21 protein-coding genes are annotated in these 26633 nt (G+C 54.2%); 20 read left to right on the top strand and 1 reads right to left on the bottom strand.

Features of this window, described 5'->3' with window-relative positions; translation table 11 throughout:
- Positions 1 to 7: 7 nt before the first annotated feature.
- The 19 genes from AC3WT9_RS17580 to AC3WT9_RS17490 all read left to right on the top strand — a co-directional run bounded on the left by AC3WT9_RS17580 (position 8) and on the right by AC3WT9_RS17490 (position 22631).
- Complete coding sequence (locus AC3WT9_RS17580) at positions 8 to 1474, top strand: amidase family protein (RefSeq protein WP_341377648.1); 1467 nt, start codon at positions 8 to 10, stop codon at positions 1472 to 1474.
- Between the two features lie 654 nt (positions 1475 to 2128).
- A complete protein-coding gene (locus tag AC3WT9_RS17575) occupies positions 2129 to 3706 on the top strand; it encodes a PucR family transcriptional regulator (RefSeq protein WP_341090763.1) in 1578 nt (525 codons plus the stop codon).
- Positions 3707 to 3781: 75 nt separating this feature from the next.
- Entirely contained in the window at positions 3782 to 4918 is a 1137-nt protein-coding gene (locus AC3WT9_RS17570; RefSeq protein ID WP_341090765.1) for an XdhC family protein, read from the top strand.
- A complete protein-coding gene (locus tag AC3WT9_RS17565; RefSeq protein ID WP_341090767.1) occupies positions 4866 to 5426 on the top strand; it encodes an NTP transferase domain-containing protein in 561 nt (186 codons plus the stop codon). The genes AC3WT9_RS17570 and AC3WT9_RS17565 overlap by 53 nt, the downstream gene beginning before the upstream one ends.
- A 217-nt stretch (positions 5427 to 5643) precedes the next feature.
- On the top strand, positions 5644 to 6807 hold the full coding sequence (locus AC3WT9_RS17560; protein ID WP_341090770.1) for a BMP family ABC transporter substrate-binding protein: 1164 nt from the start codon (positions 5644 to 5646) through the stop codon (positions 6805 to 6807).
- A gap of 106 nt (positions 6808 to 6913) precedes the next feature.
- A complete protein-coding gene (locus AC3WT9_RS17555; RefSeq protein WP_341090772.1) occupies positions 6914 to 8446 on the top strand; it encodes an ABC transporter ATP-binding protein in 1533 nt (510 codons plus the stop codon).
- Positions 8443 to 9558, top strand: a complete 1116-nt coding sequence (locus tag AC3WT9_RS17550) for an ABC transporter permease (protein ID WP_341090773.1) — start codon at positions 8443 to 8445, stop codon at positions 9556 to 9558. Before AC3WT9_RS17555 ends, AC3WT9_RS17550 begins: the two co-directional genes overlap by 4 nt.
- Positions 9559 to 9588: 30 nt before the next feature.
- Positions 9589 to 10518, top strand: coding sequence for an ABC transporter permease (locus AC3WT9_RS17545; protein ID WP_341090776.1), 930 nt, complete (start codon positions 9589 to 9591; stop codon positions 10516 to 10518).
- Positions 10519 to 10594: 76 nt separating this feature from the next.
- Positions 10595 to 11503, top strand: coding sequence for an FAD binding domain-containing protein (locus AC3WT9_RS17540; RefSeq protein WP_341377649.1), 909 nt, complete (start codon positions 10595 to 10597; stop codon positions 11501 to 11503).
- 37 nt (positions 11504 to 11540) lie between these two features.
- Complete coding sequence (gene pucD / locus AC3WT9_RS17535) at positions 11541 to 13862, top strand: xanthine dehydrogenase subunit D (RefSeq protein WP_341377650.1); 2322 nt, start codon at positions 11541 to 11543, stop codon at positions 13860 to 13862.
- On the top strand, positions 13852 to 14400 hold the full coding sequence (locus AC3WT9_RS17530; RefSeq protein ID WP_341090784.1) for a (2Fe-2S)-binding protein: 549 nt from the start codon (positions 13852 to 13854) through the stop codon (positions 14398 to 14400). The genes pucD and AC3WT9_RS17530 overlap by 11 nt, the downstream gene beginning before the upstream one ends.
- A complete protein-coding gene (gene uraD, locus AC3WT9_RS17525) occupies positions 14397 to 14918 on the top strand; it encodes a 2-oxo-4-hydroxy-4-carboxy-5-ureidoimidazoline decarboxylase (protein ID WP_341090787.1) in 522 nt (173 codons plus the stop codon). Before AC3WT9_RS17530 ends, uraD begins: the two co-directional genes overlap by 4 nt.
- 82 nt (positions 14919 to 15000) lie before the next feature.
- Positions 15001 to 15327 carry a hypothetical protein gene (locus tag AC3WT9_RS17520; RefSeq protein WP_492407773.1) on the top strand — a complete coding sequence of 109 codons (327 nt, stop codon included), beginning with the start codon at positions 15001 to 15003 and terminating at the stop codon, positions 15325 to 15327.
- The gene (gene uraH, locus AC3WT9_RS17515; RefSeq protein WP_341090791.1) at positions 15324 to 15713 is read left to right on the top strand and encodes a hydroxyisourate hydrolase; all 390 of its coding nucleotides are present in this window, start codon (positions 15324 to 15326) and stop codon (positions 15711 to 15713) included. Before AC3WT9_RS17520 ends, uraH begins: the two co-directional genes overlap by 4 nt.
- Before the next feature lie 45 nt (positions 15714 to 15758).
- Complete coding sequence (gene allB, locus AC3WT9_RS17510; protein ID WP_341377652.1) at positions 15759 to 17153, top strand: allantoinase AllB; 1395 nt, start codon at positions 15759 to 15761, stop codon at positions 17151 to 17153.
- Positions 17150 to 18445, top strand: coding sequence for a Zn-dependent hydrolase (locus AC3WT9_RS17505; RefSeq protein WP_341090793.1), 1296 nt, complete (start codon positions 17150 to 17152; stop codon positions 18443 to 18445). Before allB ends, AC3WT9_RS17505 begins: the two co-directional genes overlap by 4 nt.
- A gap of 22 nt (positions 18446 to 18467) precedes the next feature.
- The gene (locus AC3WT9_RS17500; protein ID WP_341377653.1) at positions 18468 to 19700 is read left to right on the top strand and encodes a pyridoxal-phosphate-dependent aminotransferase family protein; all 1233 of its coding nucleotides are present in this window, start codon (positions 18468 to 18470) and stop codon (positions 19698 to 19700) included.
- A gap of 291 nt (positions 19701 to 19991) precedes the next feature.
- Entirely contained in the window at positions 19992 to 21797 is a 1806-nt protein-coding gene (locus AC3WT9_RS17495; protein ID WP_445744953.1) for an adenine deaminase, read from the top strand.
- A 381-nt stretch (positions 21798 to 22178) separates the two neighbouring features.
- Positions 22179 to 22631, top strand: a complete 453-nt coding sequence (locus AC3WT9_RS17490; RefSeq protein WP_341090798.1) for an IDEAL domain-containing protein — start codon at positions 22179 to 22181, stop codon at positions 22629 to 22631.
- 153 nt (positions 22632 to 22784) lie between these two features.
- On the opposite strand, the gene hemH is transcribed toward AC3WT9_RS17490, so the two are convergent.
- Positions 22785 to 23813: a ferrochelatase gene (gene hemH / locus AC3WT9_RS17485; protein WP_341377654.1), complete on the bottom strand. Its 1029-nt coding sequence runs from the start codon at positions 23811 to 23813 to the stop codon at positions 22785 to 22787.
- A gap of 487 nt (positions 23814 to 24300) precedes the next feature.
- Here hemH and AC3WT9_RS17480 point away from each other — a divergent pair, with 487 nt between their 5' ends.
- The gene (locus tag AC3WT9_RS17480) at positions 24301 to 26613 is read left to right on the top strand and encodes an FMN-binding protein (protein ID WP_341377655.1); all 2313 of its coding nucleotides are present in this window, start codon (positions 24301 to 24303) and stop codon (positions 26611 to 26613) included.
- Positions 26614 to 26633: the final 20 nt, after the last annotated feature.

Below are 26633 nucleotides of genomic sequence, written 5' to 3'. Positions count from 1 at the left end.
GGAAGAGATGGTCCTTAATAACCGTTTCGGCGCATTTATTGACCCGGAGCTGGAGGTGCCGGGCCTTGCGCGTGGCAAGCTGAATGGGCTGAGCTTTGCCGTTAAGGATGTGTTCGCTGTCTCCGGACACCGCTCTTCCGCAGGCAATCCGCATTGGCTGCGCAGTCATGCGCCATCATCGGCGCATGCCGCAGCCGTATGGACATTGCTGCAGTCTGGTGCCTCCTTGCGCGGTGCCGCCCATACCGATGAACTGATGTACAGCCTGGGCGGGGAGAATTATCATTACGGCACACCGGTCAACCCGCGTGCGGAGGGACGTATTCCCGGAGGCTCCTCCAGCGGCTCGGCGGTGGCCGTAGCCTCCGGAAGCGTGGATTTTGCCTTGGGGACCGATACAGGCGGGTCTATCCGTGTTCCTTCGGCGTACTGCGGCGTTTATGGCTTCCGCCCGACCCACGGGGCGGTGGAGATAGGCGGGGTAATCCCGCTGGCGCCGGGTTTTGATACTGTGGGCTGGATCGCAGACAGCGCCGGAATACTGCTGCGGGTAGGCGAGGTTCTGCTCGGGAGAGTGGAGGGCGGAGCGGGAGAAACGCAGAATTCCTCCGAGAAGAGTAATAGCCTGCAGCAAAGTGTGGAGCGGGATGGCGCGCGTGTAGGACAGTACCCGGAATGTGGCCGGGTGATTTATGGAGGGGACGGCCCGGAGCGTAACGGTGAGTCTGCCGGAGGACATGTACAGGGGTATACTGGGGGACATGTACAAGGGCATGCCAGGGGACGTGAACCAGGGCATCCCGGAGAGCCAGTCATGCAACATCCCCTCCTGAAGGCAGCTGCCGTCCCTGCTTCATACGCTTGCGATGTGCCGGAGGGAAGCAGAATGGCCAAGCTGTACATTGGCATGGATGGCTGGGCCTTGGCTGGGACGGACAGTTCGGCCAGCCTGAAGCAAGGTTTGGACCTTCTCCAGGCAGGAGTGGGGCAAGTGCTGGAGGCTAAAGTTTCGCCGGAAGGATTAACAAGCTGGATGGATGTGTTCCGCGAGCTGCAGGCTGCTGAAATCTGGGCGACCCACGGAGCCTGGATCGAGCGGGAGCAGCCGGTTTTTGGGCCTGACATTGCTGCCCGCTTTGCTTGGGCGGCAAGTGTGGCCGGGCAGGATCACAGTTGGGCGCAGTCCCAACGTGACGACATAACGTCCCGGCTGCGTCATTTGCTCGGGGAGGACGGCTGTCTCGTCATCCCTACCGTGCCTGGTCCCGCCCCGCTGCGCGGCGGGGACCTGCGGCAGCTGGAACTGAACCGCAGCGGGGCGATGATGCTCAACTGCATTGCCGGGCTGGCAGGATTGCCGCAGGTAACGCTGCCTGTGGCTGGTCCCGGCGGGCTGCCGCTGGGATTGTCCGTGATTGGCGGACGTGGACAGGATCTCCGCCTGCTCTCATGGGTCCGGCGGTTATGGCAATAAGCGCAGGGGCATGGCATCACAGAACTTCCGGCTCCGCTGTTGGCGGAGAGCGGGAGTTTTTTGCAAATATAAGTATTTATAGGCTTCACGCTATAAATTATCCTTCTATTTCTTGCTGGAATGGATACCGCCCTTTTGAGGACGGCGAAGCCGTTTCCACTTGTATGCGTTTTGGACAATGAATGATTTAGATGTATTCTCTGCAACTATCTGAGCAAATTCAATCGGAAACCAGAGAATAGATGTAGTCTGTACAATTAAAAACAGTGAATTTGAGACTTTCGGCTAAAATCAGCTCAAATAGATGTACGGAATACAATTAAAGGCTGCGTGGCGGGAGAAATTCACTATTTAACTGTACAGAGTGCAATTATCGAACGTTGAGGAGCCGAAGGGCAGTCAGCTGCTGCAAATCTCATGGTTGCCATGCCCATGCGATGCGATAAACGTATAATTAACAGGCTGCTTTCCCATGAATTTGCAGACGGTCCATAAGCAATAGTTAAACTTTGCGATATATGTCACCTTTACTTACATTGACAACTGATATTTTCAATTTTTTCTTTCCATAACGGTTCATTTTATTTATAATGTTACATAAAGTAACATAAATACGGAATTCATTATCTATGAACTTGTATGAGGAGGGGTGGCATGCATCTTACGGTTGAAGAAGCGTTGTCCATTTATCCTTTATCCGAAGCCAGACTGATTGCCGGAGCCAAGGGGAAACACCGGATTATCAAGTCGATTAATGTGATGGATGCCCCTGATATCTCAGATTGGATCAAAGAAGGAGAGATGCTGCTTACAACAGCTTATCTGATCAAGGATAGTCCCCAGGATGCCTCCGCACTGCTGCAGACGCTGAACCGACGCGGCTCCGCCGGCCTTGGCATCAAGCTGGGCCGTTTCTGGGACGCTGTTCCGGAGAGGCTCGTAGCCGAAGCGGAATCGCTGAACTTTCCGCTGATCGAGCTGCCGTTCCAATTTACGTTCTCCGACCAGATGAACGGCCTGTTTCGCGCCGAGCTGTCGCGCAGCACAAGCGTGCTGCAGAGCATGATGGAGAAGCAGCGGAAGCTGATGCGGTTTGCGCTCCGTTCGGGACGTTGCGGTCCGTTATTTGACTCCGTTTCCGGGGTGATCGGTTACCCGCTGGCGGTCATCAGTGCCCGGGGCGACGCTATTTACAACAATTCGGAGTATTCAGCGGCGCTGCTGCTGGAGGGCTGGCCTTGGCAGAACCGCAATGGGCGCTTCCGCATCGGTGACAAGGTTGGTTTCCGTATCCCGCTGCTGCAAGGGGAGAAATGCACAGGTTATCTTTTATATTGTTCTATTGATCCTCTGCTGCTGCCTGTAGAAGAAAGCCTGTTTGTTCAAGGAGCTGAACTGATTTCTTATCATATTCATGCGGGTTATGAGGACTATTTCGAGCATGCCGAGCACCGGGAGTTCAGTGGACTGCTGCGCCGTTGCCTGAGCGGCGGATTGTCGTGTAACGATCTGTCCCAGGCTGCCGCCAGGCTGGAGGTGACGCTGCTGCAAGCCTCTTTCCAGCTGCTGCTAACCGATACGGCCGCCACCGGGGAATCCAGACAAGGCGAATTGCTCCGCCTTAAGGAAGAGTTCATCGAGCATCCGGTACTGAGGGGATTGAAAGCTATTCATGTCGTTGTGGATGAAGGTCTGCTCTCGCTGTATCCTGCGGGTCAACACAGTCCCGACCAGTTCCGTGAGCTGATCAATGATTGTTTTCATAATCTCAAGTTCGGCAAGGGTTATTATCCGCGGGCAGCTGTGAGCAGCACCAAGGTTAAGCCGGAAGGTCTGAAGGAAGCTTTTGCAGAGGTCAAGGAATGTATGGGTATGGTGCAGCACTGGGGTGCGCACGGAAATGTGGTGCATTACAGACAGCTTGAGCTGAATCTTCTGCTGAACCAGATACCGGCAGAAACGATGGAAAAATATTGCAACGGCAGCCTGCGCGGGCTGTTGAGCCGGGAGCCGGAATATATCAAGGAAATGCTGCACACGCTGGAGGTCTATCTGGACAATGACGGCCATGTAAACGAGACAGCCAAAAAGCTGTTCATTCACCGCAATACCGCAACCTACCGGATCGAGAAGCTCAGCGAGCTGCTGGATGTCGATTTCAAGAAGATCAATGATTTGATGAGGCTGAAGCTGGTATTCCTGTTCCGCAAAATGCTGGAGCGCGAAACCTGAGCGGCTGTTGCGAAATGTATGACACAAGAGCCGCCACCCTGAACGGGCGGAATTACGGAGGAGGGAGCAAGCTATATGAGTACACATGATATTGTACTGCACATCCACGACAATGCTGCCCCTGCGGTGCTTGCAACCCTGATTGGGGTGGAAGGTCATTCTTACCGGAAACCGGGAGCGGCTATGCTGTTTTTTGCAGGAGGAACACTGGGCAGTCTTAGTCCCGGATGTCTGGAGAGCGACCTGGCGCTTCGTACGCAGGAGGTTTGGGAACACGGCCTTCCGGAGCTGGTGGAGTATGACATGCTGTCTCCCGATGATTTTTCCTGGGGGGAGGCTGTCGGCTGCGGCGGCAAAATCAAAGTGATACTTGAACCGGTCCGTGGAGAGCTGCGCCGGCTATTGGAAAAAATCTACGTGCGGATGGCCGCAGGTGAGAACCTGATGCTTCTTCGTGAAGCTGCCGCTGCAGGATACCGGTATACTGTAGAAACTTTCGGCGTTGAACGACAATCATCTTCTAATCAGAGCAGTGCAGGAGTGAGTTGTCTGGTGAAAAAAGGGCGGAGTCCGCTTCCCGGAACATCGGCAGCGGCCGGTCCGTCCCTCGAACTCTTCAACACTCTATTCGTGCCGAAGCCACGGCTTGTTATCTTTGGCGGTGGACAGGATTCCTGTCCCGTGGCGGATCTTGCGGCAAAATCCGGATTTCGGATTGCCGTCGCCGACTGGCGGGAAGGCAGCCTGCAGCATGAATTTCCCGGGGCCGAACGGGTGATTTGTTCCCCATCCGAGGCAGGAGCATGTCTTAGAATAACCAGGGAGGATTATGTGCTGATCTGCAGCCATCAATCCCAGCGCGACCGGCAGTTTCTGGAAAGTCTTCTGCCGCTGTCTCCGCGTTATATCGGAATCATCGGCTCCAAGGCCCGGGTTGCGCTGCTGCTGGAGGGACTGGAGCCGCCTGCATCGCTGCACGCTCCTGTAGGGCTGTCTATCGGCGCGGAAGGGCCGGAGGAAATTGCAGTCAGCATTGTGGCCGAGATTATTCAAATCAGAAGGGCGGGCTCGCGTGAGCTGCTGAAAGGAGTGGAGAGCGTTGAAAGTAGCCGGTATCTATCTGGCAGCAGGGCAGAGCAGACGAATGGGAGTATCCAAGGTGTCACTTCAATTGTCGCAAGAGGTGTCACTCGGGAGCGTCGCGCTCAGTGAACTGGACCGCTGCACCCTTTCGCCATTAATTGTTGTCGTGCGGGCCGATGATGACCTCAAATGGCTGCCTCCAGCCGGTGAGCGAAGCACTAGGCGTACGGAAACCTGCCTGACCGCCCACTTGGGCTTATCCTTTTCCCTGCGCTGCGGGTTGAATGCGATCCTGCCTATGCAGCCTGACGCTGCCATCGTGGCTTTGGCTGACCAGCCGTTTATTACGGCGTCTTTGGTGAACCGGCTGATAGACACTTATGAGCGGAATCCGGGGCTGGACTATGTAGCCAGCACCCATGAAGGTCTGGCCATGCCGCCGGCGCTCTTTTCCAAAGAGATGTTCACGGTGCTCCAGGGACTGGACGGCGACAAAGGCGCGGCTGGGATTTTGCGTTCGCCCGATTATAAGGGGATGGTGCTGGAGACGGATTCCGCCCATTGCTTTATGGATGCTGACACAGAAATGGATTTTGGGGAGATCCGCAAGGAATGGAGCATTAGGAGTGGAAGCTGACATGGTTTGAGTGGTTTACAGATATATGTTAGAAATAATCACATATTTTAAGTTTAATAAGCCCCTTTATAGTGCGTAAAGCACAAAAAAAGCTAAGCTTCTTATAAAATGGCACAAACGTATGTTATATAAATTTACGTAACCTTCAGGTCTCAGTATAGTAGAGATACATTAATGGCTGCGGTCATTAGGAGAGATATCCTGGAGGAGGAGAGTTATGAAAAGAAGGGGTCAGGGATTTACTTTCAGCTTCGTGTTAATGTTCCTCATGGCGTTAGTTCTGGCAGGCTGCGGCAGCAACAACAATGCGGCTTCAAATGCAACAGAAGCACCGGCGGCAACCCATGCAGGTACAACATCAGAGGCGGCAACAACAGAGCCGGCAGCAGAGAAGCCGAGGGTTGCTTTTGTCTATATCGGGCCTCCGGGTGACGGCGGTTATACGTATCAGCATGATCAAGGCCGTTTGTATATGGAGAAAGAGCTCGGCATTAAAGCGGACTTCGTAGAGAATGTTCCGGAAAGTGCCGATGCAGAACGGATCATCACGGAGCTTGCACAGTCCCATGACATCGTATTTACTACAAGTTTTGGATATATGGATTTCACACTGAGTGTAGCGGGCAAGTTCCCCAACGTGAAATTCCTCCATGCCTCCGGCTACAAAACAGCGGAGAACATGGGCACTTACTTCGGAAAAAATTATCAAGCGAGTTATCTGAGCGGTATCGCGGCAGGCGAAATGACCAAGAACAATCATCTTGGCTACGTAGGAGCTTTTCCGATCAGTGAAGTTATCTATAATCTTAATGCATTCACGCTGGGAGCACAGAGTGTCAACCCGGACATTAAAGTGGATGTAGTGTGGACGAATACCTGGTATGACCCGGCAACCGAACGCCAGGCGGCAATCAGTCTTCTGGATAAAGGCGCGGATGTGCTGCTGGCGTATCAGGATTCCCCGGCCACATTGCAGGCGGCCAAAGAACGTGGTGCGTTTGCCGGAGGCAATGACTCCGACATGAGCAAGTATGCACCGGACAATTATTTGACCAACCCTGTATGGAACTGGGGCCCTTATTACGTGAAGGCTGTCCAGTCCGTAATGGATGGAACGTGGAAAAGCGAGCAATACTCCGGGGATATGGCGGACGGCATGGTAGAGCTTGCGCCGTTTGGCAACAAGGTTCCTGATGCTGTGAAGCAGCTGGTGGAAGCTGCCAAAGCCAAGATCATCAGCGGCGAACTGGATGTGTTCACAGGACCGATCTCCGATAACAAAGGCAATGTTGTGGTTCAGGAAGGCCAAAAGCTGACGCTTGAAGAAGTCCTCTCTATGGAATGGCTGGCCAAAGGCGTAATAGGTACAATCTCGAAATAATTCGTATTCTACAATTGCATACAGTATGGCCTATGGGTGGGGCGGGTTCCGGGAAGGGGAACCTTCCCCACCCGTCCTACAAGTATAAGGAAAGGAGCGTCCCATAATGCAGAATCATTCAGTTGAAATGCGCGGAATTGTGAAGAGGTTCGGAGCCGTAACGGCAAGCGATCAAGTCGATTTTTCGGCAAATGCGGGTGAAATTCATGCGTTGCTTGGTGAGAACGGAGCAGGGAAAAGCACGGTCATGAGCATGCTTTCAGGGGTATACCGGGCGGATGAAGGCGAACTTTTCATTCACGGTAAACTGGCCAAAATCCGTTCCCCCAAGGATGCAGCATCCCTCGGCGTAGGCATGGTATTTCAAAATTTCAGACTGGTGCAAAGTCTCACGGCAGCGGAGAACATCGTGCTTGGCGAAAAGTCGTCTTTCTGGCGTGGAAGCAAATGGATGAAAAATAAGCATTTGGAGATTGAGGCGCTGGCTGAGCGCTTCGGGCTGATGTTTCCGGTAGACTGCCCGATCTGGCAGCTGTCTGTCGGTGAACAGCAACGTGTGGAAATCGTCAAAACGCTGTACCGCGGCGCGGATATCATCATTCTGGATGAGCCAACCTCCGTGTTAACCCCGGGCGAGGCGGAGCAGCTGTTCGAAACGCTGAAGGTGATGAAACAGGCGGGCAAGACGGTGATCATGACCACACATAAAATGAAGGAAGTTATGGCTTCTTCCGACCGTATTTCCGTTATGCGCAAAGGGAAAATGATCGCTACGCTGAACACGGCGCAGACAGATGAACTGGAGTTAGCCCGGCTGATGGTGGGCCGGGAGGTTACGATCAGCCGCCAGGAGCGGGAAGCTACCCAAGGTGAGGCTCTGCTGGTTGTACGGAATTTGGACGTCGCTGCCGATCACGGCCGTAAAGCGCTGGACGGCTTGTCCCTGACTGTAAACGAAGGGGAGATTGTAGGGGTTGCAGGTGTTGCCGGCAATGGACAAAAGGAGCTGGCGGAAGTGCTTACGGGGCTTAGGACTTGGCGGAGCGGCGAGATTATATTTGACGGCAGTCCGGTAAAAGCGGCTTCGGTGCGGGGCGCAATTGATTCGGGAATATCTCATGTGCCGGAGAACCGGATGAAGAGCGGCCTTGCCGGACGGCTGGGCTCAGTGGACAATCTGCTGTTCAAGTCCTACCGCAGTGAAGAACACTCCAAACTTGGATTTCTGAAGGCAGCAAAGAACCGTTCCTGGTCACGGGAGCTGGTTGAGCGCTTCAATGTGAAAACTCCCGAGCTGGATACGCCAGTCCAGCAAATGTCGGGCGGCAATCAGCAGAAGCTGCTGTTTGCCCGGGAGGTCAGCCACAACCCTAAGCTGATGGTGGCGGTTCACCCGACGCAAGGTCTGGATGTGGGTGCGACAGCCGGTGTCCATGAACTGCTGATGGAGCTGCGCGGCTCAGGCAGCGGAGTGCTGCTCATCTCGGAGGATCTGGATGAACTGCTGCAATTATCCGACCGGATATTGGTGATTTATAACGGTTCGATCATTGGGGAGAGTGACCATGAGACTGCAGATAGAGAGGGTATTGGCTTGCTGATGGCCGGGATTCAGAACAGGGAGGAGAGCGCCGTATGAGTCCGAAGAATATAAGCAATGCTGCAGTGCTTGATCCTGTTCCGGCCAAACCGGGCAACCGGTCGAAGCTGCGGCTGGAGTATGATTCAAGCCGAACCCGCTCTCCGTGGTGGACTCCCGTTCTGTCTGTCATTCTGGCCCTGCTGCTCTGCGCGGTGTTTATTGCCGCCAATGGCATGAGTCCCGTGGTTGTATACGAGAAGATGTTCCGCGGTGCTTTTGGCACCTCTTACGGTCTTACCGAAACGATGGTCAAAGCCATTCCGCTGCTGCTCTGCGGACTCGGCATTGCTGTAGCCTACCGGATTTCCGTCTGGAACATCGGCGCGGAAGGACAATTGACGGTCGGAGCGATGGCAGCTACGGCAGTGACGATTTATTTTCCCGATTTGCCTTCGTTCTGGTCCATTTCCCTGATGTTAGTGTTCGGCACTGCCGCAGGTGCGCTCTGGGGACTGATGACGGCAATTCCGCGGACGCATTTCGGGGTCAATGAGCTGATTACATCCCTGATGCTGAACTACGTGGCCCTGCTTGCCCTTGATTATGTGGTATTCGGACCCTGGAAAGATCCGAAGGGCTTTAACTTCCCGGGCTCTCCGATGTTTACCGCCGCCCAGTCCCTGCCGGTTCTCGGTACCACAAGGCTGCACATCGGGCTGATCTTCGGCCTTGTCGCCGTGGCTATCTATTATCTGATGATTAAGTTTACCCGCTGGGGTTATGAGCTGCGGCTGATTGGTGCCAATCCGACGGCTGCCCGTTATGCAGGTATCCATATCAAACGCCATATTATTGTCGTAATGCTGATTAGCGGCGGTCTTGCCGGAATTGCCGGAATGGCGGAGGTTTCCGGAGTTACACATAAGCTGATGCAGGGGATTTCTCCGGGTTACGGATATACTGCGATCATTGTCGCCTGGCTTGCCAAGCTGAATCCGCTCGGTCTGATTGTCACTTCGATTCTGTTCGGCGGCCTGATTGTCGGCGGGTATAGTGTGCAGACCATCGGACTGCCTTCGTCCATTTCGGAAATGCTGCAGGGCTCGATCCTGTTCTTCCTGATTGCAGGGGATATGATTCACCGTTTCCGCTTTCGCCGGAGCGTATAGCTGTTTCTGCTGAGAGAAGGGAGTTAAACCATGGATTTCACTACACAGTTATTAATAGCCGCCATCTCCGCCGGAACGCCGCTGCTGCTGGCTACACTGGGAGGCATCCTGAATGAGCGTGCTGGGATTATCCAGCTTGGGGCTGAAGGGCTGATGCTGATGGGGGCGGTAACCACCTGCATCATCTACATCCGCAGCGGCAGCCTGCTGCTGGCTCTGCTCGCAGCGGTGGCCGTCACCGCCTTGTTAGGCCTGATGCATTCGTTTCTCACCGTCACACTCCGGGCGAACCAGACGATGTCCGGCCTGGCCATGACCTTGTTCGGCAGCGGGCTCAGTGCTTATCTGGGCAAGTCTATCAGCGGATTGCCGCTGCCGGGAACTTCGCCGAAGCTGGATCTCGGCTGGGTCAAGTCAGTCCCCGTTATAGGAGATCTCTTCGGCAGGATGGATTATCTGACCTGGTTCAGCCTGCTGCTCGTTCTGGTGCTGCATCTGCTGATTCACCATACCTCTTGGGGACTGCATTTACGTGCGGTCGGGGACAGTCCGGCCACAGCGGATGTTATGGGGATCCGCGTGCAGCTGATCCGCTACAGCTACGTGACAGCCGGTGCGGCATTGATCGGCCTTGCGGGTGCGGATATGGTGCTGGCATACGCGCCAACCTGGAATGAAGGCCTCACGGCAGGACGCGGCTGGATTGCCGTCGGGCTGGTGATTTTCGCCAGATGGAATCCGCTGCGTGCCCTCTTTTGCGCTTATTTCTTCGGTGCACTGGATTCGCTCGGTTTCCGCCTCCAGCTGCTCGGCAGCGCAATTCCGCCTTATTTCCTTAAGATGATTCCGTACGTCGTAACGATTCTCGTGCTGATGTACCTCGGTTACCGCAACCGCAACAAACCATCCGGCACGCCGGAGTCACTGGGTACACCTTATATCCGCGAGCAGCGTTTTTGACGCAGCGGCGGTGATTGAATCAGCGAGATGAATATAATGCATGGAAGAAATGCCAACTGGTGAGGAGGCGGAAGTGATGGGAGCTATATGGAGTGAAAAGCCGGCTCCTCCGGGAGTGTATCAGCCCCGCAGCCTGCAGGAGGCATGGGAGCTGAAGACGATATTAGGCGAAGGAGCCGTATATGTATCCGGCGGAACGCTGCTGCGGACGCAATGGGAAGCGGGGACGGCTCCTCTGCCGCGGCAGATGATTGATTTGCGGAATATCGCCGGGATGGGTGAAATCGGACTCGCCGAAGATTATTTAACTATAGGTTCTCTGGTTTCGTTGTCGCAATGCCGAGAGAACAGGGATTTGCGGGAGATTGCTCCGGCGGTGCAGGAGGCGGCGCGCAACATCGCCGCACCCGCAGTGCGCAATCTGGCTACACTTGGCGGCAATATATCTTCCGGTTATGGAGATATTCTCCCGGCGCTGCTGGTTTACGATGCTGAAGTGGCCTCCTTCGACGGCAAATTCCTTTCGGTGCAGCCTGTCGAGGCCTGGCTGAAACGCCGCTGGAGCGGAGAGAAGCCGGCAGCAGAACTTCTTGCCGGGATCCGCTTTCCTTCGGCAGGCCATGAACACGGGGGGCAGAGTAAGCTGGAGATCTTTCGTAAGGTGGGGCGGCGGGATGCCTTTACAGCCTCGCTCGTTACCATAGCTATTACGGCATCTTTCGATGCCTCAAGCCGCAGCCTGAGCGGTGTCCGCATTGCAGCAGGCGGAGGTACCGGCAGACCACAGCGGCTTCCGGCGGCTGAAGCGCTTCTGGAGGGTGCTGTCTACAGCGACAGTCTGATGGCCGCAGTGTACGAGGCGGTGGAGAACAGTTTTGACACATATAGCGATCCTTTTGCCACCGAAGCCTATAAGCGGAAAACCGCGGGCAATCTCATCGTTTCTGAATTGTGGAAGAGCTTGAAAGCAGGCGGAGGAAAGTAATTGTTATACAAAATTAGGTGGATTGGGGTGAGGGGAAATGCTGCTGAACAAGGAATCCAGCGGAAGCCGCTGGCGTACACGGCCCGACGGGCAGGGGAAAGTATCCGGCAAGCTGCAGTATTTAACCGACATGAGTGCCGAAGGGATGCTGACCGGACGGGTGCTGCGCAGCCATCAGGCTCATGCCCGTATTCTGTCTATCCGCACGGCAAAGGCGCTTGAGGTTCCTGGAGTACATGCGGTCATTACCCATGAGGATGTGCCCGGGCTGAACGGCTTTGGCATTGCCCTGCCGCATCAGCCGGTCTTCTGCAGCGACCGGGTGCGTTATACTGGCGACGCCATTGCCGCTGTAGCTGCGGACAGCGACGAAATTGCCGAATATGCGCTTTCGCTGATTGAAGTGGACTATGAGCTGCTGCCGCTGCTGGAGGATGCTGAGGAAGCCATGAAGCCCGAGGCAATCCTGCTGCATGAAGAAGGCAATGTGCTTCATCATACGGAATACCGCAAGGGCGAACCGGCAGCGGCGTTCGCAGGCTGTGCCCATGTTGTGGAAGAGACCTACTGGACGCCGCGCCAGATGCATACGTACATGGAGACCGAAGGCGGATTGTTTATCCCGGAGTCAAACGGCAGGCTTACGGTCTACTCAGCGACACAGCATGGTCTGATGGACCGCAGGCAGCTGTCGCGGATACTGAATCTCCCGGAGGAGGATATCCGGGTCATTTCCAGTCCGATCGGCGGTTCGTTCGGCGGCAAAGACGAGTTGAATGTCCAGCCGTATGGAGCGCTGCTCGCATTGCGTACCCGGCGTCCGGTCCGGCTGCATAATTCCCGCGCGGAATCGGTGCGCGCCGGGCTGAAGCGCCATCCCATGAAGATTACAATGAAGACCGGATGCGACAGCGGGGGGACGATCATTGCCCATCAGGTGCGGATTATTTCCGATACCGGGGCCTATGCGACACTGGGGGCGGAAGTGCTGAATTTTGCCACAGAGCATGTGGTAGGTCCCTATCAGATCCGCCATGTGGAGGTGGAGGGCTTTGCGGTATATACGAACAATGGCGTATCCGGTGAATTCCGCGGCTTTGGCGGCAATCAGGCGATCTTTGCCCTGGAAGGGCAGGTAGACCGCCTCGCTGAACGGTTGAATCTGGATCCGTGGGAGCTGCGCCGCCGGAACTTGCGGCGCTACGGCGATCCAGGGCCGCTTGGGCAGGAGATCGCCCAGACGCACGGGGCGATGCAGGTGTGGGAGGCGCTGGCGGCATCTCCGCTGATGCAGGAAGCGGAGTTGCCTCATACTGGAGCTGATGATTCAGAGGCTCCAGGTATTCCGGCTGCGATGCCGAAGGAGCCGTGGATTGTGACCGGCACCGGCGCGGCGATCGCCATGCACGGCGCTGGCCTCGGTTACGGTATTCCCGATCCGGGAGGCGGACGGCTGTCGCTGGCACTGGACGGCAAGATCGAGGCGGTCTTCGGTTACGAGGAGTTCGGCCAAGGGCTGATAGCGACAATGGAGCAGATGCTGATCGAGCAGTACGGATTTGCCGCAGATGACCTTAGGATCGTCATTGGCGATACGGATGTAGTGCCGGACAGTGGCTCCAGCACTGCTTCCCGCTCCACAAGCATGATGTGGATGGCGCTGAAGCGGCTGCATCCGGATTTTACAGCCCGGCTGCTGGAAGCCGCAGCGGCCAGGACGGGAGCAGCGGTTGAAGGCTTGAAGCCCGGCCCCGGAGGAATCCGGCATAAGGATGGCGGGCTGCTGCTGTCCTATACCGAGCTTGCGCGCAGCATCACAGAGCCGATTGTCTGTGAGACAGTGTTCAAATATCCGACCACCAAGCTGGAACGGGTGGGTGCCCATTTTCTGTACACGTATTCCGCCATCGCGGTTAAGGTGGAGATCAATCTGCTGACCGGACGGGTCCGCGTGACCGATCAGTATCATGCGGTAGCGGCAGGTCCCGTTGCCAATCCGCAAGGCTATCTGGGACAGATTGAAGGCGGCAGCAGTATGGCCATCGGCTTTACATTAACGGAAGATGCGGTAATGGCTGGCGGTAGCTATGTAACGAAGAACATGGATACGTATCTGGTTCCTACGATTGTCGATATGAACGGCAGCATCCAGGTGCAGCCGATTGAAGATTTACCGGAGCATGATACTTACGGCCCCCGCGGCATTGGGGAAGTCGGTTCGGTCAATCTGGCCCCCGCAGTCGCTTCTGCTGTATTCCAGGCGGTCCGCAAACGGGTCAACCGGCTGCCGATCGAGCCTGAATGGCTGCAGGCTACGCCGTTTATTCCGCAGAAGGCGGTGAAGACGCATGTCGGATAACTACGAATTGGACATCAAGGATAGTCAACGCGGGCTTGCACCACAGCAGGCAGCGAGTGATACCGGGGCGGGGTTCACACTGAACTGCAACATCAACGGCCAAGAGTTGTCTACAGAGGTTCCGCCGGCCCGCCGGCTGCTGAGCATTCTGCGCGAGGATTTGGAGCTTACCGGAACCAAAAGATCCTGCGAAATTGGCCGCTGCGGAGCCTGCATGGTTCTGATCGACGGCCGGCCGGTCAACTCTTGCCTGACGATGGCTTATCAATGCGAGGGAGCGAAGATTACAACTATTGAAGGGCTCAGCGAAGCGGGGCTGCATCCCGTGCAGCGTGCTTTTCTGGAAGAGGGAGGATTTCAGTGCGGCTACTGCACACCGGGGATGGTGATCTCGGTAGTCGCCCTGCTGGAGGAGAATCCGTCGCCTTCGCAGGAGGAAGTGGAAGAAGCGCTGTCGGGGAATATTTGCCGCTGCACGGGTTATGGCGGGATCTTGCGTGCAGTAAACAAAGCGATAGAAAGCGGGGTGGACCGATGACTGTGCCGGATGATTTTTTAACGCTGGATAAGATTAATGGGCTTGGCAAAGAGGAATTTGTGAAAACCCTTGGAGGGATATTTGAGCATTCACCCTGGGTGGCAGAGGGGGCTTACGGGTACATTCCTTTTCAGTCCGTGGAACAGCTGCACGGTGTCATGCTGGAAACGGCGCGAAGTGCGGAGCGAAGCCGGATTGAGGAGCTGCTGAGGTCCCATCCTGATCTGGCCACACGGCTGCAGGTTACGCCGCTGTCGGCGGCAGAACAGCAGGGGGCAGGTCTGGATCAGCTGACGCCTGATGAGTTCGAGCGGTTGACCAGGTTGAATGCGGCGTATACGGAGAAGTTTCATTTTCCTTTTATTCTCGCTGTACGCGGTAAAAACAAGGATGACATCATAGAAGCGATCGGGGAACGGGTCAACCGTTCAGTGGCGGAGGAATGGGAGCAGGCGCTCTACGAAATCGGCAAAATCACCAGCTTCCGGCTCCGCGACCTGATAACGGAAGAAAAATGATGCATTTAAAAAGATGCAGCTAAAACTGCATCTTTGAGAATTAATGCTGCATTCACTACACAACCCGCAGGAGGGATCAGCCATGCCGGAACGGATGAAGATACACGCCAATAGACGGCAGAATGAGCAATTGAATGAGCAACTGAACAGACCACTGGACGGACATTGGATTAAACATCGGATTGAACTAATAAAGCATGGAACGAAGGGTTCCAATAACTTCAACTTTGAAAATCCAACGGAAAAAGCTTGGCAATGGGCTGGCATCCGTATGATGGATATATCTCGCTTGCTGAAGTCAGGTTGGAAGGACGGGGGCCGGTGCATGCTCCGCAGGATATATCTGCGGGATGGACTGCCATGCCGGATTATAGTTAGTACCGTGGTTCCCGGAGAAATTCCGGCATGAGCGGGCGGCTGACTACCCACGTTCTCAACCTGTCCGGGGGCATCCCCGCTGCCGGGATAGCACTTCAGCTATGGAGGCTGGAAGACGGGGCAGCTTCACTGCTGCGTGAAGCCGTAACGAATGCCGATGGCAGATTGGACGCTCCGCTGCTGGAAGGTGCAGAACTGGCAGCCGGCACCTATGAGCTGCTGTTTATGGCCGGAGATTATTTTCGCAGCAGCGGTTTGCCGTTTGAAGCCTCCGGAGAAGGGAACAGTGCTGATGGCGCCGCTCCTTTCTTTCTCGAACAAATCCCGATCCGCTTCAATATAACTGATTCTTCCGCCCATTATCATGTTCCGCTGCTGGTGGCTCCCGGAGGGTATAGCACGTACCGGGGAAGCTAATGAAATCATAAAGATCAAGATCAGATGACCGGGGGTGACCGATTCATGGAAGAAACCTATGAGCTTATCATCAAAAATGGAGATGTAGTGCTCCCCGGGGAAGTGCTTAAGCTGAATATCGGGGTGAAGGACGGCAAGATCGCTGCCCTCGGCAAGCAGCTTGCGGCAGGTGCGGATACCCGCATCCTTGATGCGGAAGGGCTATATGTGCTGCCGGGCATGATTGACATGCATGTCCACTTCAATGAACCGGCACTGGGCCATTGGGAAGGCTTCCGTACCGGTTCGGCGGCGCTGGCGGCAGGAGGCATCACCTGTTATGCGGATATGCCGCTGAACGGCAGCCCGCCAACGGTCAATCAAGCTGCACTGCAGCTCAAGGCAGAAGCCGCATCCGGGAACTCTGCAGTGGATTATGTTCTGTGGGGCGGACTCGTTCCCGGTAATCTGGAAGATTTGGAGCAGCTGGCAGCGGCAGGGGTTACTGGTTTTAAGGCTTTTATCTCCAACCCCGGCGGTGAAGGGGAGGGGAGATTCCGCGAGGTGGACGATGATACGCTGTACCAAGGGATGAAGAAAATTGCTGCGCTTGGCGGCATTCTTGCACTGCATGCAGAGAGTGAGGAGTTGACGGCGGCGTTGTCGGCCGACGCCCTGCGCAGCGGGCGGACTGGAGCGCGTGATTTTGCCGCTTCCCGCCCGGCGGAAGCTGAGCTGGAGGCGGTAGCCAGAGCGCTGCTATACAGTGAGCGAACCGGCTGCAGGCTGCACTTTGTGCATATCAGCACTTCTGCCGCGATTGATATGATTCATGCTGCCAAGCTGCACGGCCTAGATGTTACTGCGGAAACCTGCCCCCACTATCTCATCCTGAATGAGGATAGTATGGAGGAACTGGGACCGCTGGCCAAATGTGCACCCCCGCTGCGCAGCCTGGAGGAACAAGAAAGCTTGTGGAAGGTACTCGCAGACGGTAAAATCGATCTCATCGCCTCGGACCATTCGCCTTGTCCGACAGAGCTTAAGCTTGCTCCCGGATTGTCTTTTTTTGAAGCGTGGGGCGGTATTTCCGGCGCACAGAGCAGCCTGGAACTGATGTTCCACGAAGGGGTAAATGTGCGTGGACTGCCAGTTACTCAGATTTCTGCGCTGCTGTCAGGACTTCCGGCGCGGCGTTTCGGACTGGATCACCGTAAAGGCTCAATCGCACCCGGGCTGGATGCCGATCTGGTACTGCTGAATCCGGATCACTCCTATACCTTGGCGGCAGAAGATCTGTTATACCGTCATAAACATAGTCCTTATACCGGAATGACCTTGTCCTGCAAGGTAATGGCAACGCTCAGCCGGGGTACGGTTGTCTACAACGCGGAACAAGGTGTGGTGGCCGAAGGCGGCGGGGAATGGCTGCGGATATATGAAGGGGAGCCCTCTATATGAATACGCCGCTGATTCAGGCACCGGCCCGGGAGATGCTGCTGCTGCTGGAGGAGCTTGCCGCTTTCAGCGCCCCCGGACCCGGGGTTACCAGACTGTTGTACACACCGGAATGGCTTCAGGCCCAGCAGCTCCTGCAGGAGCGGATGGCCGGGATGGGCCTGGCGGTCAGGACAGACAGGGTGGGGAATGTTTATGGACGGCTCGGCGGATCACAACCGGACAGTAAAGTGATATTAACCGGATCTCATATTGATACGGTTCTGAACGGCGGCAAATATGACGGCGCTTATGGAGTAGCCGCCGCCATGACGGCTCTGAATTATTTGCAGCAGACCTTCGGGCAGCCGCTGCAGACCCTGGAGGTTGTATCCTTCAGCGAAGAAGAAGGCAGCAGGTTTCCCTTGACCTTCTGGGGCTCGGGCCATGTTACGGGCCTGTATGATGGGAGCGAAGCTGAGACTGCCGCCGATTCAGAGGGTGTAACGATAAAATCAGCAATGGAGGCCTGCGGTTTAAGCTCGGAGCACCCGCCAGGAGATCTCCGGGATCTCGGAGATCATAAAGCTGTTGCGGCAGGACAAACGGCAGCCAGAACAGATATCGGCGCTTTTGTCGAATTGCATATTGAACAGGGAATTGTGCTGGAACAATCCGCGCTGCAGATTGGGGTCGTGCAGGCCATCGCCGGACAGAGGCGCTTTACCGTTAAGGTCGGCGGGACTGCCAATCATGCCGGCACAACGCCGATGCTGCACCGGCGGGATGCGCTTGCCGGTGCAGCGGAAATGCTGCTGGAGCTGGAACGCTCTGCGGTGGAAGCCGGAGATCCGCTGGTAGCCACTTCAGGCAGGCTTGAGGTTTACCCGGGCACACCCAATGTTATTCCGGGGGACGTGCAGTTTACGCTGGACATCCGCCACAGTGAGGCGAAAAGGCTGGAGAGCTTCTGTTCTGGAGTGTTGGCCGGATTTGAGGACATTGCAGCCAGACGGGGACTGGCGCTGGAAGTGGTCACGACGTTGTCCACAGCGCCTGTGCCTATGGATCAAGACCTGAGCAGAACGCTGGAGCAGATTTGCCTGAGTCAGGGAAGAACCTTCCGTACCATGATCAGCGGAGCAGGGCATGATGCCCAGCTGTTTGCATCCGGATGCCGGACAGCCATGATTTTTGTGCCCAGCCGGGCGGGAATCAGCCATTCCCCGGATGAATACTCGTCGCCGGAGGAGCTGGCAACCGGGCTGGATGTCTTAACAGCTATGTTATATGAATTAGCCTATAAAGAGAGCTGAGTTAGCCTAGGGAGAGATGATTATGAAGCGGTACGAAGATTTGTCGCCGTCTCTGCGGTGCATTATGACCCCGGGCCCGGTGGAAGTCGATCCGCGCGTGCTGCGGGCCATGTCTTTTCCGGTATTGGGACAGTTCGATCCCGAATTTACGGGTATTATGAATGAAACGATGGAGATGCTGCGGGAACTGTTCGTTACGGACAATCAATGGGCTTTCCCTGTGGACGGCACTTCACGCTCCGGAATTGAAGCGGCAATGGTCAGTTTGATTGCTTTGGGGGACCGGGTGCTGATCCCGATTTTTGGCCGCTTTGGCCATTTGCTGCATGAAATCGCCGAACGCTGCGGGGCAGAGGTGCTGACGCTTGAGAAGGAATGGGGTTGCGTGTTTGACCCCGAGGAAGTGATTGCAGCCATGAAGAGCTTCAAGCCTGATATCGTGGCAATCGTACATGGAGAGACTTCCACGGGACGTGTGCAGCCGCTGGTTGACATCGGGCGGGCCTGCCGTGAGCAGGATGCCCTGCTGATTGTGGATGCAGTGGCAACGATCGGAGGTGTGCCCGTGGAGACAGATGCCTGGATGCTGGATGCCGTGATCGGCGGCACGCAGAAATGCCTGTCCATTCCTTCGGGCATGGCTCCGGTTACGTACAATGCACGGGCGGAGGCCAAGCTCCTGAAGCGCAAGCGGGTGGAGCGTGGCCTGAGGACCGGTGAGGTCCGGGCTGAAGCGCTGGATTTTGTGCGCAGCAATTATTTTGACCTGGGAATGCTTCAGGATTATTGGAGCCCTCAGCGGCTGAATCATCATACAGAGATGACCTCCATGCTTTATGCGCTGCGCGAAGGCCTGCGGCTGGTGCTTGAGGAAGGGCTGGAGGCACGGCATGCGCGGCATGCGCTGCATGAAGAGGCGCTAGTAGCCGGACTTACGGCAATGGGGCTGAAGCTGTACGGAGATCCGCAGAGCAAACTTACGGTGGTGACCTGTGTGCTGATTCCGGAGGGCGTTGACGGGGAAGGCGTGCGGACGATGCTGCTGGAACGCTTCGGCATTGAGATTGCCAGTTCCTTCGGGCCGTTAAAAGGGCGGATCTGGCGCATCGGCACGATGGGCTTCAGCTGCCGGGAGAATAATGTGCTGCGCCTGCTCGGTGCGCTGGAGGGGGCGCTGCTGCGGCATGGGCATGCTGTTCCCGCCGGGCTTGGCGTTCAGGCGGCACTTGACGTATATGATGCAAAAGTAAGATAATCGGTTGAATACTGCAGCCGGTCGAATGTAGGGAACAGGTGTTGTCCGGATTAAACGGACGGCCCGCGCTTTAACCAAGAAACGGCTTGCGTCCTGCAAAGGACAGTAAGGCCGTTTTTCTTAAAATTTATATGCTTCAGGCTATAAATTATCCTTCTATTTCCCGCTGAAACGGATACCGTCCTTTTAAGGACGGCGAAGCCGTTTCCGCTTGAAATAAAAGGTCATAGTTGTTTAACGCTGTAACTCAGTTTGTAGCTATATGCAAGATATCGGAGGGGAGTGGAAGTCGTGACTTATATTAGAAAACCTTTGGCGGATTGTGTGCCTGAGCTTGTGGCTACAGCCCGCGGCGATCAGCCGGCATCTTTGGTAATAACCGGCGGGAAGCTGGTCAATGTAATCTCCGGTGAAATTCTGGAGGGAATGTCTGTTGCGGTACAGGGGGGACGCATCGCCTATGTCGGCAAGGATGTTTCGCACACGATAGGAGCAGGCACGCAGGTCATTGATGCAGCCGGCAGATATATCGCTCCGGGACTGCTTGACGGACATTGTCATATTGAGAGCACACAGCTGACAGCAACGGAATTTGCCCGTGCGGTCCTGCCGCTCGGGACAACTGGCGGGTTCTTCGACGCACATGAGATTGCCAATGTGTTCGGACTGAAGGGCATTAAGCTGATGCTGGATGAGATGCGCGGCACACCGCTTGCCGCTTATATGCAGGTAGCGTCCTGTGTGCCTTCGGCGGGAGCTGAATTCGAGACAACCGGCGCTTCTATCGGACCGGAGGAAGTGGCGGAGGCTTATACCTGGGGCCCGGATGTCATTGCCCTCGGTGAGGTGATGAACTTTCCGGGTGTAGTCTACGGCGATGAGAAAATGCTCGGCGAGATCCAGGCTACGCTGCGGGCCGGCAGATATGTGGATGGGCATTTTACCTGGCCGTCCAGTGACTGGAGACTACCGGTCTATGCGGCAGCGGGTGTAACCGGTGACCATGAGTGTGTTACCGCAGAAGATGTGATCGAGCGTGTCCGTCTGGGGATGTATGCCAAAATGCGCCGCGGTTCCGCCTGGCATGATGTGGCGAAGACGATCACAGCGCATACCGAACACGGGCTGGACACGCGCCGGATGATGCTCGTTACCGATGACCGCAGCTCGGAATCACTGCGGGATGAAGGCCATATGGATTTTGTGGTGCGCCATGCCATTTCCCAGGGTGTGAAGCCTGTCACTGCCTTCCAGATGGCAACGATCAATACCGCCGAGCGCTTCGGGGTAGCCCGCGATATCGGCTCAATTACTCCGGGCTCCTGTGCAGATATTATTTTGCTGGACGGAAATTTGGCCGATGTCAACGTCGTTATGACTATTGCCGCAGGTGTGGTCGTGGCCGAGAATGGCATCATGACGGCCTCGCTGCCGGCATTCACCTACCCGCAGGAAGTGCGGGCGTCCGTTCATTTGCCGCAGCTTCCGGTTCCGGATGATTTTATTATCCATGCTCCCGTGGAGTCGGGCAATGTTGCTGTCCGGGTCATTAAGGTCATTGAGAACCATGTGGAGACCGGTGAACTCATTGTGCAGCGTCCTGTGAAGGACGGCAAGCTGCAGGTGGGAGACGGCCTATGCAAAATCGCTGTATTCGAACGGCATAAAGGAACCGGCAACAAATCGGTCGGGCTTGTGGAGGGGATTGGCTTCCATGAACCGGCGGCAATCGCCATGACCGTTGCCCACGACAGCCACAATGTGCTGATCATCGGCAACGATGATGAACTGATGGCCAAGGCAGCCAGAGCTGTAGCTGAAGCGCAGGGTGGAGTGGCTGTAATTACCGGCGGCGGCACGACCTTATTCCCGCTTGCGATTGCCGGACTTATGTCCGCAGAACCGTTTGAGACCGCAGCCGCCCAGTCCGCTGCTATCAGCAAAGCTCTGTACGATGCGGGCTGCACACTGAATTATGCTTTTATGACGTTGTCACTGCTTGCGCTTGCTGTAATTCCCACCTTACGGATTTCGGATAAAGGACTGGTACGCATCTCTCCGGAAGAGGGAATCCAGCTGGTAACATTATTTTGCTAAGGCGGTCTTAATCTTACAGTGACTAGTTTCAATTAAATAGAATGCGCTCTACTAAATGGGGTGTCTCTTAGTCTGAATGCAGACAGAGACACCCCATTTCGCTATGAAATTGGTCCTTATATGGCGGTGTGCGGCAACATGAGGGGGAAGCCCTTTTTTGAGTCGGAAGTCGCAGGGGAAAGGTATTCTCTTAGATTTGAGGGCATATATTTAACCATTTCATCACATATTGAAACTAATTATTATAAAATTTTAATGAAAAACATTAACAAAATAATGAAAATAGACGATAATACCTATAAATTAATTAAAATTATTGCCAAATCGTGATTATCAGACAAAATGATTGAAAGTTCAAATATATGGAACGGGGTGGATGAGATGATCAAATTAGAAACGCAGGACATCGTGAATATTACTATAAAGCAAATTGCCGGTATTTTTAAAATGGAGCCGCTTGAGTTGAGATTTGTGAATGATTTTCAAGGAGAACAATATCTCTTAACGAATGACAAGCTGCATCTCAACAACCAGCATTACTGGGCAAAAGTTATGGAATGTGTTTTCGACAATCATGTCAGACCGGTTCTGATGTGTGAAGTGCTCTACTTCCTGCGCAATGAATTTCTGGAGAGTGACATCAAGCTCAGCTTCTCCTATGATTTTACCGAAGGCGCAGATGGAGCGGCAACGGTATCTGCGGAAGTCAGCTTTAATGATTCACCGGAACTGCAGCCGGGAGAAATTGCCGAACTGATTGATTTTGCACTGTCCCTCCAGGACAAACAATGGTTTGAGGAACTGACCTCCAAATACAAACAACTGACTGCATGAGATTGGTGCACAGTTCTATCATAACCGCATTTAATAAGCCGCCCTGTCCGCAGTGTTCATCTGCGCAAGGGGCGGCTTATTTCTTTGATATATAGATTATATTCTTCAAGTTCATTCTATAAAGATACTTTATTTACAATGGGTTCAAATGCACTATAAAACAGCTTCCTTCAGCCAGCCTTGAGCATTCTCACTGACCTGTTGGGCCAGAAAGTCCAGCCATTCTTCACTGTCGTTCAAACAGGGGGCGGCATGGAAGGAGTCTGCTTGTCCACCTCCGGCAGCAAATTGCTCTCTTCCTTCCACAGCAAGCTCATGCAATGTCTCCAGGCAGTCGGTCACAAGTCCGGGTGAAAAAATCATCGGCCGCTGAATCCCGCGTCCGGCCAGCCCCTTCAGTACCTCCTCTGTAGATGGCCCGATCCATTCCTCGCGGCCAAAACGGGATTGAAATGAGATTTGCCAATCCCCGGACGCCCAATTCATCGCTTCTGCAAGCAGGCGGGCCGTTTCCAGACACTGCTCCGGGTAGGGGTCTCCGGTCTCTGCATACCTGCTGGGAATCCCGTGAAAGGTCAGCACGAAGTAATCCGGTATGGTGTTTATTTTACGTAGTTCTCGCAGTAAAAGCTCTTTCATGGCAAGGATATACCCCGGTGCATTATAGTAGGCTTCCATAAACCGGAGTGCGGGTACAAAACGTTTGGATACCGGTCCGGCAGCGCTGCGGCGTCCGAGAGCGGCAAAGCAGGCGGCGTCGTAGACGGATGCTGTGGTAGTAGAAGAATATTGCGGAAACAAGGGGACCACGATGATCCGGTTCACTCCAGAGGACTCTAGTTTGGCAAAAGCCTGTTCCATGCCGGGCTCACTGTAGGCAAGACCCAGCTCCACCTGATAACGGCTGCCGAGCAGCTTTTGCAGTCCGGCCACCTGGGCCTGTGAATGAAGCAGCAGCGGGGAACCTTCCTTGAGCCAGATTTCGCTGTAGAGCTTGGCAGACCGGCGTGGCCTTACCCGTAAAATAACTCCGCGCAGCAGCGGTTGCCACAGCAGAGGGGGATAATCAATGATCCGGCGGTCGGACAGGAACCTCCGCAGATAAGGGCGTACCGACTTGGCAGTGGGGGCGTCAGGTGTTCCGATTTGGGCGAGAATGACGCCGATAGAGGGCTGATTCAACGTAGTGAACGCTCCTTTTCATTAACATGACATCGTTATAAAGTATCATAATCCTCTTAGTAAGTTCAATACAGGACATCACATTATTATCATATGACGGAGTAAATGGGAGTATTTGAGAGATAAAAAAATTATTGAATTAAAATAAAATGAAAATAGTGATGTTTCTAATAGGGTATGTGATTTTATGTACAGAGAAGCCAAGCTTTGATTTGATACCATCAAGCCAGAAATTGCCTCTAGCAGACATGAACTAATAAATGTGAATTAATTCACCTATCTATGTGATTTTTTTCACCTTTTAAATAGGATATCCGTAAGAGCTCTTCTATGGTGCATGGGATAGCTGACGGGGGACGGGAAAGGGGGGATGACCTCTTAGGAGGAAGCTGGATCTTCTTCTTAAGAAGGGATGAGAGATAGTCAAACGGAAGAACAGCTGTAAAGTGCTACATACTACTGGGGATATGGTAAAGGAGAATACTCATTGAAAAAACTGATTTCTTTGACTGTAAGCGCAGCCTTGTTGCTTGCGCCAATCGCTTACACAATTAATGCACCTGCACTGAATTTGAAGGTGGATGCGGTTTCTGCCGCTTCGGAAGAAGCAACGGCTAAACCGGAAGCAACACCAAAGGCAACAGCCAAACCGGCTGCAACGCCCAAAGCGACTGAAAAACCAGCAGCAACAAAGAAACCGGCTGCAACGCCTAAAGCGGCTGCGAAGCCAGCAGCAACAAAGAAACCGGCTGCAACGCCCAAAGCGACTGCTAAGCCAGCTGCAACAGCCAAGCCAGCTGCAACAGCCAAACCAGCTGTAACAGCTAAACCAGCAGCCACAGCTAAACCGGCTGCAACAGCTAAACCAGCAGCCACAGCTAAACCGGCCGCTACTGCTAAGCCTGTAACGGTTCAACAAGAAGTGTATCAAGACGGGGTATATGTAGCTTACGGCGATGCTTACTCCAAAGGTACCGAAGGCGCGAAAGTAACGATTAAAGACGGCAAAATCGCTTCCATTGATCTGCTGAGAACATCTCCGAAGCTGATCGACAGAAATGTCCGTGAGAATTACAGCGGCCTCTGGGCGGCATATGGTCTGATGAAAGACAGACTGCTCGGCAAGACAAGAGTCGGAGCTGCTGCAGTGGATGCTGTTTCCGGCGCAACCCGCTCCAGCAACGGCTGGAAATTGTCGGTAGACAGAGCGTTTGAAAGAGCGCTGAAAGTAAAACCGGCTGACGCCACTTATTTCAAAGGCGACATCATGGGTATCGACCCTCAAGGTAAATATGCGGTATTCGCAACCTACGATGCTGCCAAGCTGACTGCGGTTAAACTGTATCCGCTGACAACAAGCGGAGATTTCGTGGATGAAAAAACCTACACTGCAGAGCAAACTGCAACGATTGCGGCAATCACGCCTGTACTGCTCGCAAACGGTTCCTCCGCACAACCTGTAGCCGGATTTGAAGCTGAATCCAAAGCTGCAATCCAGGCATTCTGGGATGCAGAGCAGAACGCCCTCATCAACAACACTTCCGCTTATGTTGACGGATTCTACTCTTCCTACGGTACTGCAAGAAGCGTAGGCGTGGAAAGAGCCGATATCGTTATCCGCAACGGCAAGCTGGTAGATGTGAAGCTGTACAGACTGGGTTCCAATCTGGTAGACAGAGGCGCAACTGCTTATGCAGAAGTTGTGAAAGCAAATGCACCAATGACAGCCAAATTGCTTGCCAACGGTTCTTATTTGGCCAATTATGATGAGAAGGTAGACGGTATTTCCGGCGCTACCGAAAGCAGCCATGGCTGGAACCAAGCTGTAGAAAGAGCTTTCGAGAAGGCGCTGAAAGTTCCTGCAGAAGGCCAATATTTTGAAGGCAAATTCGCCGGCGTAGACAACCAGAACAAAGTTCTGCTGCTGGTCGACATTGCTGCCGACAAAGTAAGCGGCATTAAAGTAAGCCTCTTTGCAGCTGACGGCAAAATTATTGCCGATGACAAGCTGACACCTGAACAGAAAACTGTAGTTGGACTGCTGACTGCAGGTTTGCTTGAACAAGGCGTGGATTTGACGGATGTTCCGGGTCAAGAAGCTTTGTCCAAAGCGGCAAAAGCAGCTCTGACAGACGCTTTGACCAATGCTTCCAAAGTACAAGGCACTTATAAAGACGGCACTTTCACCGCTTTCGGTGATGCTTATGATAAAGGAACCAACAGAGCAGACGTTACTCTGCGCAACGGTAAGATTGTGAATGTTGCTCTTTCCCGTGTAGGTATGAATATGGTGGATTTAGGTAAAGCGGCTTATGCTGAAGTTCAAAAAGCAATTCCGCAGCTGACGACCAGCTTCATTGCTGCAGGAACAAGAGAAGGTGTACAATCAGTAGATGCCATCTCCGGTGCTACAAGCAGCAGCAATGCACTGAAAGCTGCCGTAGACAGAGCTTATGGTAAAGCTGAAGTTGTAGAAACCGACAAAGCAGCTTACTTCGATGGAATTTTCATTGGAGCAAGTGCCGACAAATCCGTCAATGTTATGGTTACTGTCAAAAATAATATCCCTGTGTTGATGCTGGTCTATTATCTCGACGGTGCCGGAAAAGTGAAGACCCCATATCTATTAACACCGGCTGAGCTTGCGGTGAAGACAGAAATTGAGTCTACTTCCAGCACGAATGGCCTGCATAAATACGGATACCGTCCGGCAGCCTTCGGAGCTAATGATGCTGAGAAGGATGTTTCCGCCAAAGCAGTCGAAGCAATCAAAGCTGCGCTGGAAGCAGCAGGCAAATAATTCAGCAACGTCTATAGAGG

This window comes from Paenibacillus sp. EB106-06-01-XG199 (assembly GCF_058791575.1).
The sequence above is the reverse complement of the archived record's forward strand: the minus strand, read 5'-3'. Positions and strand labels throughout refer to the sequence as shown.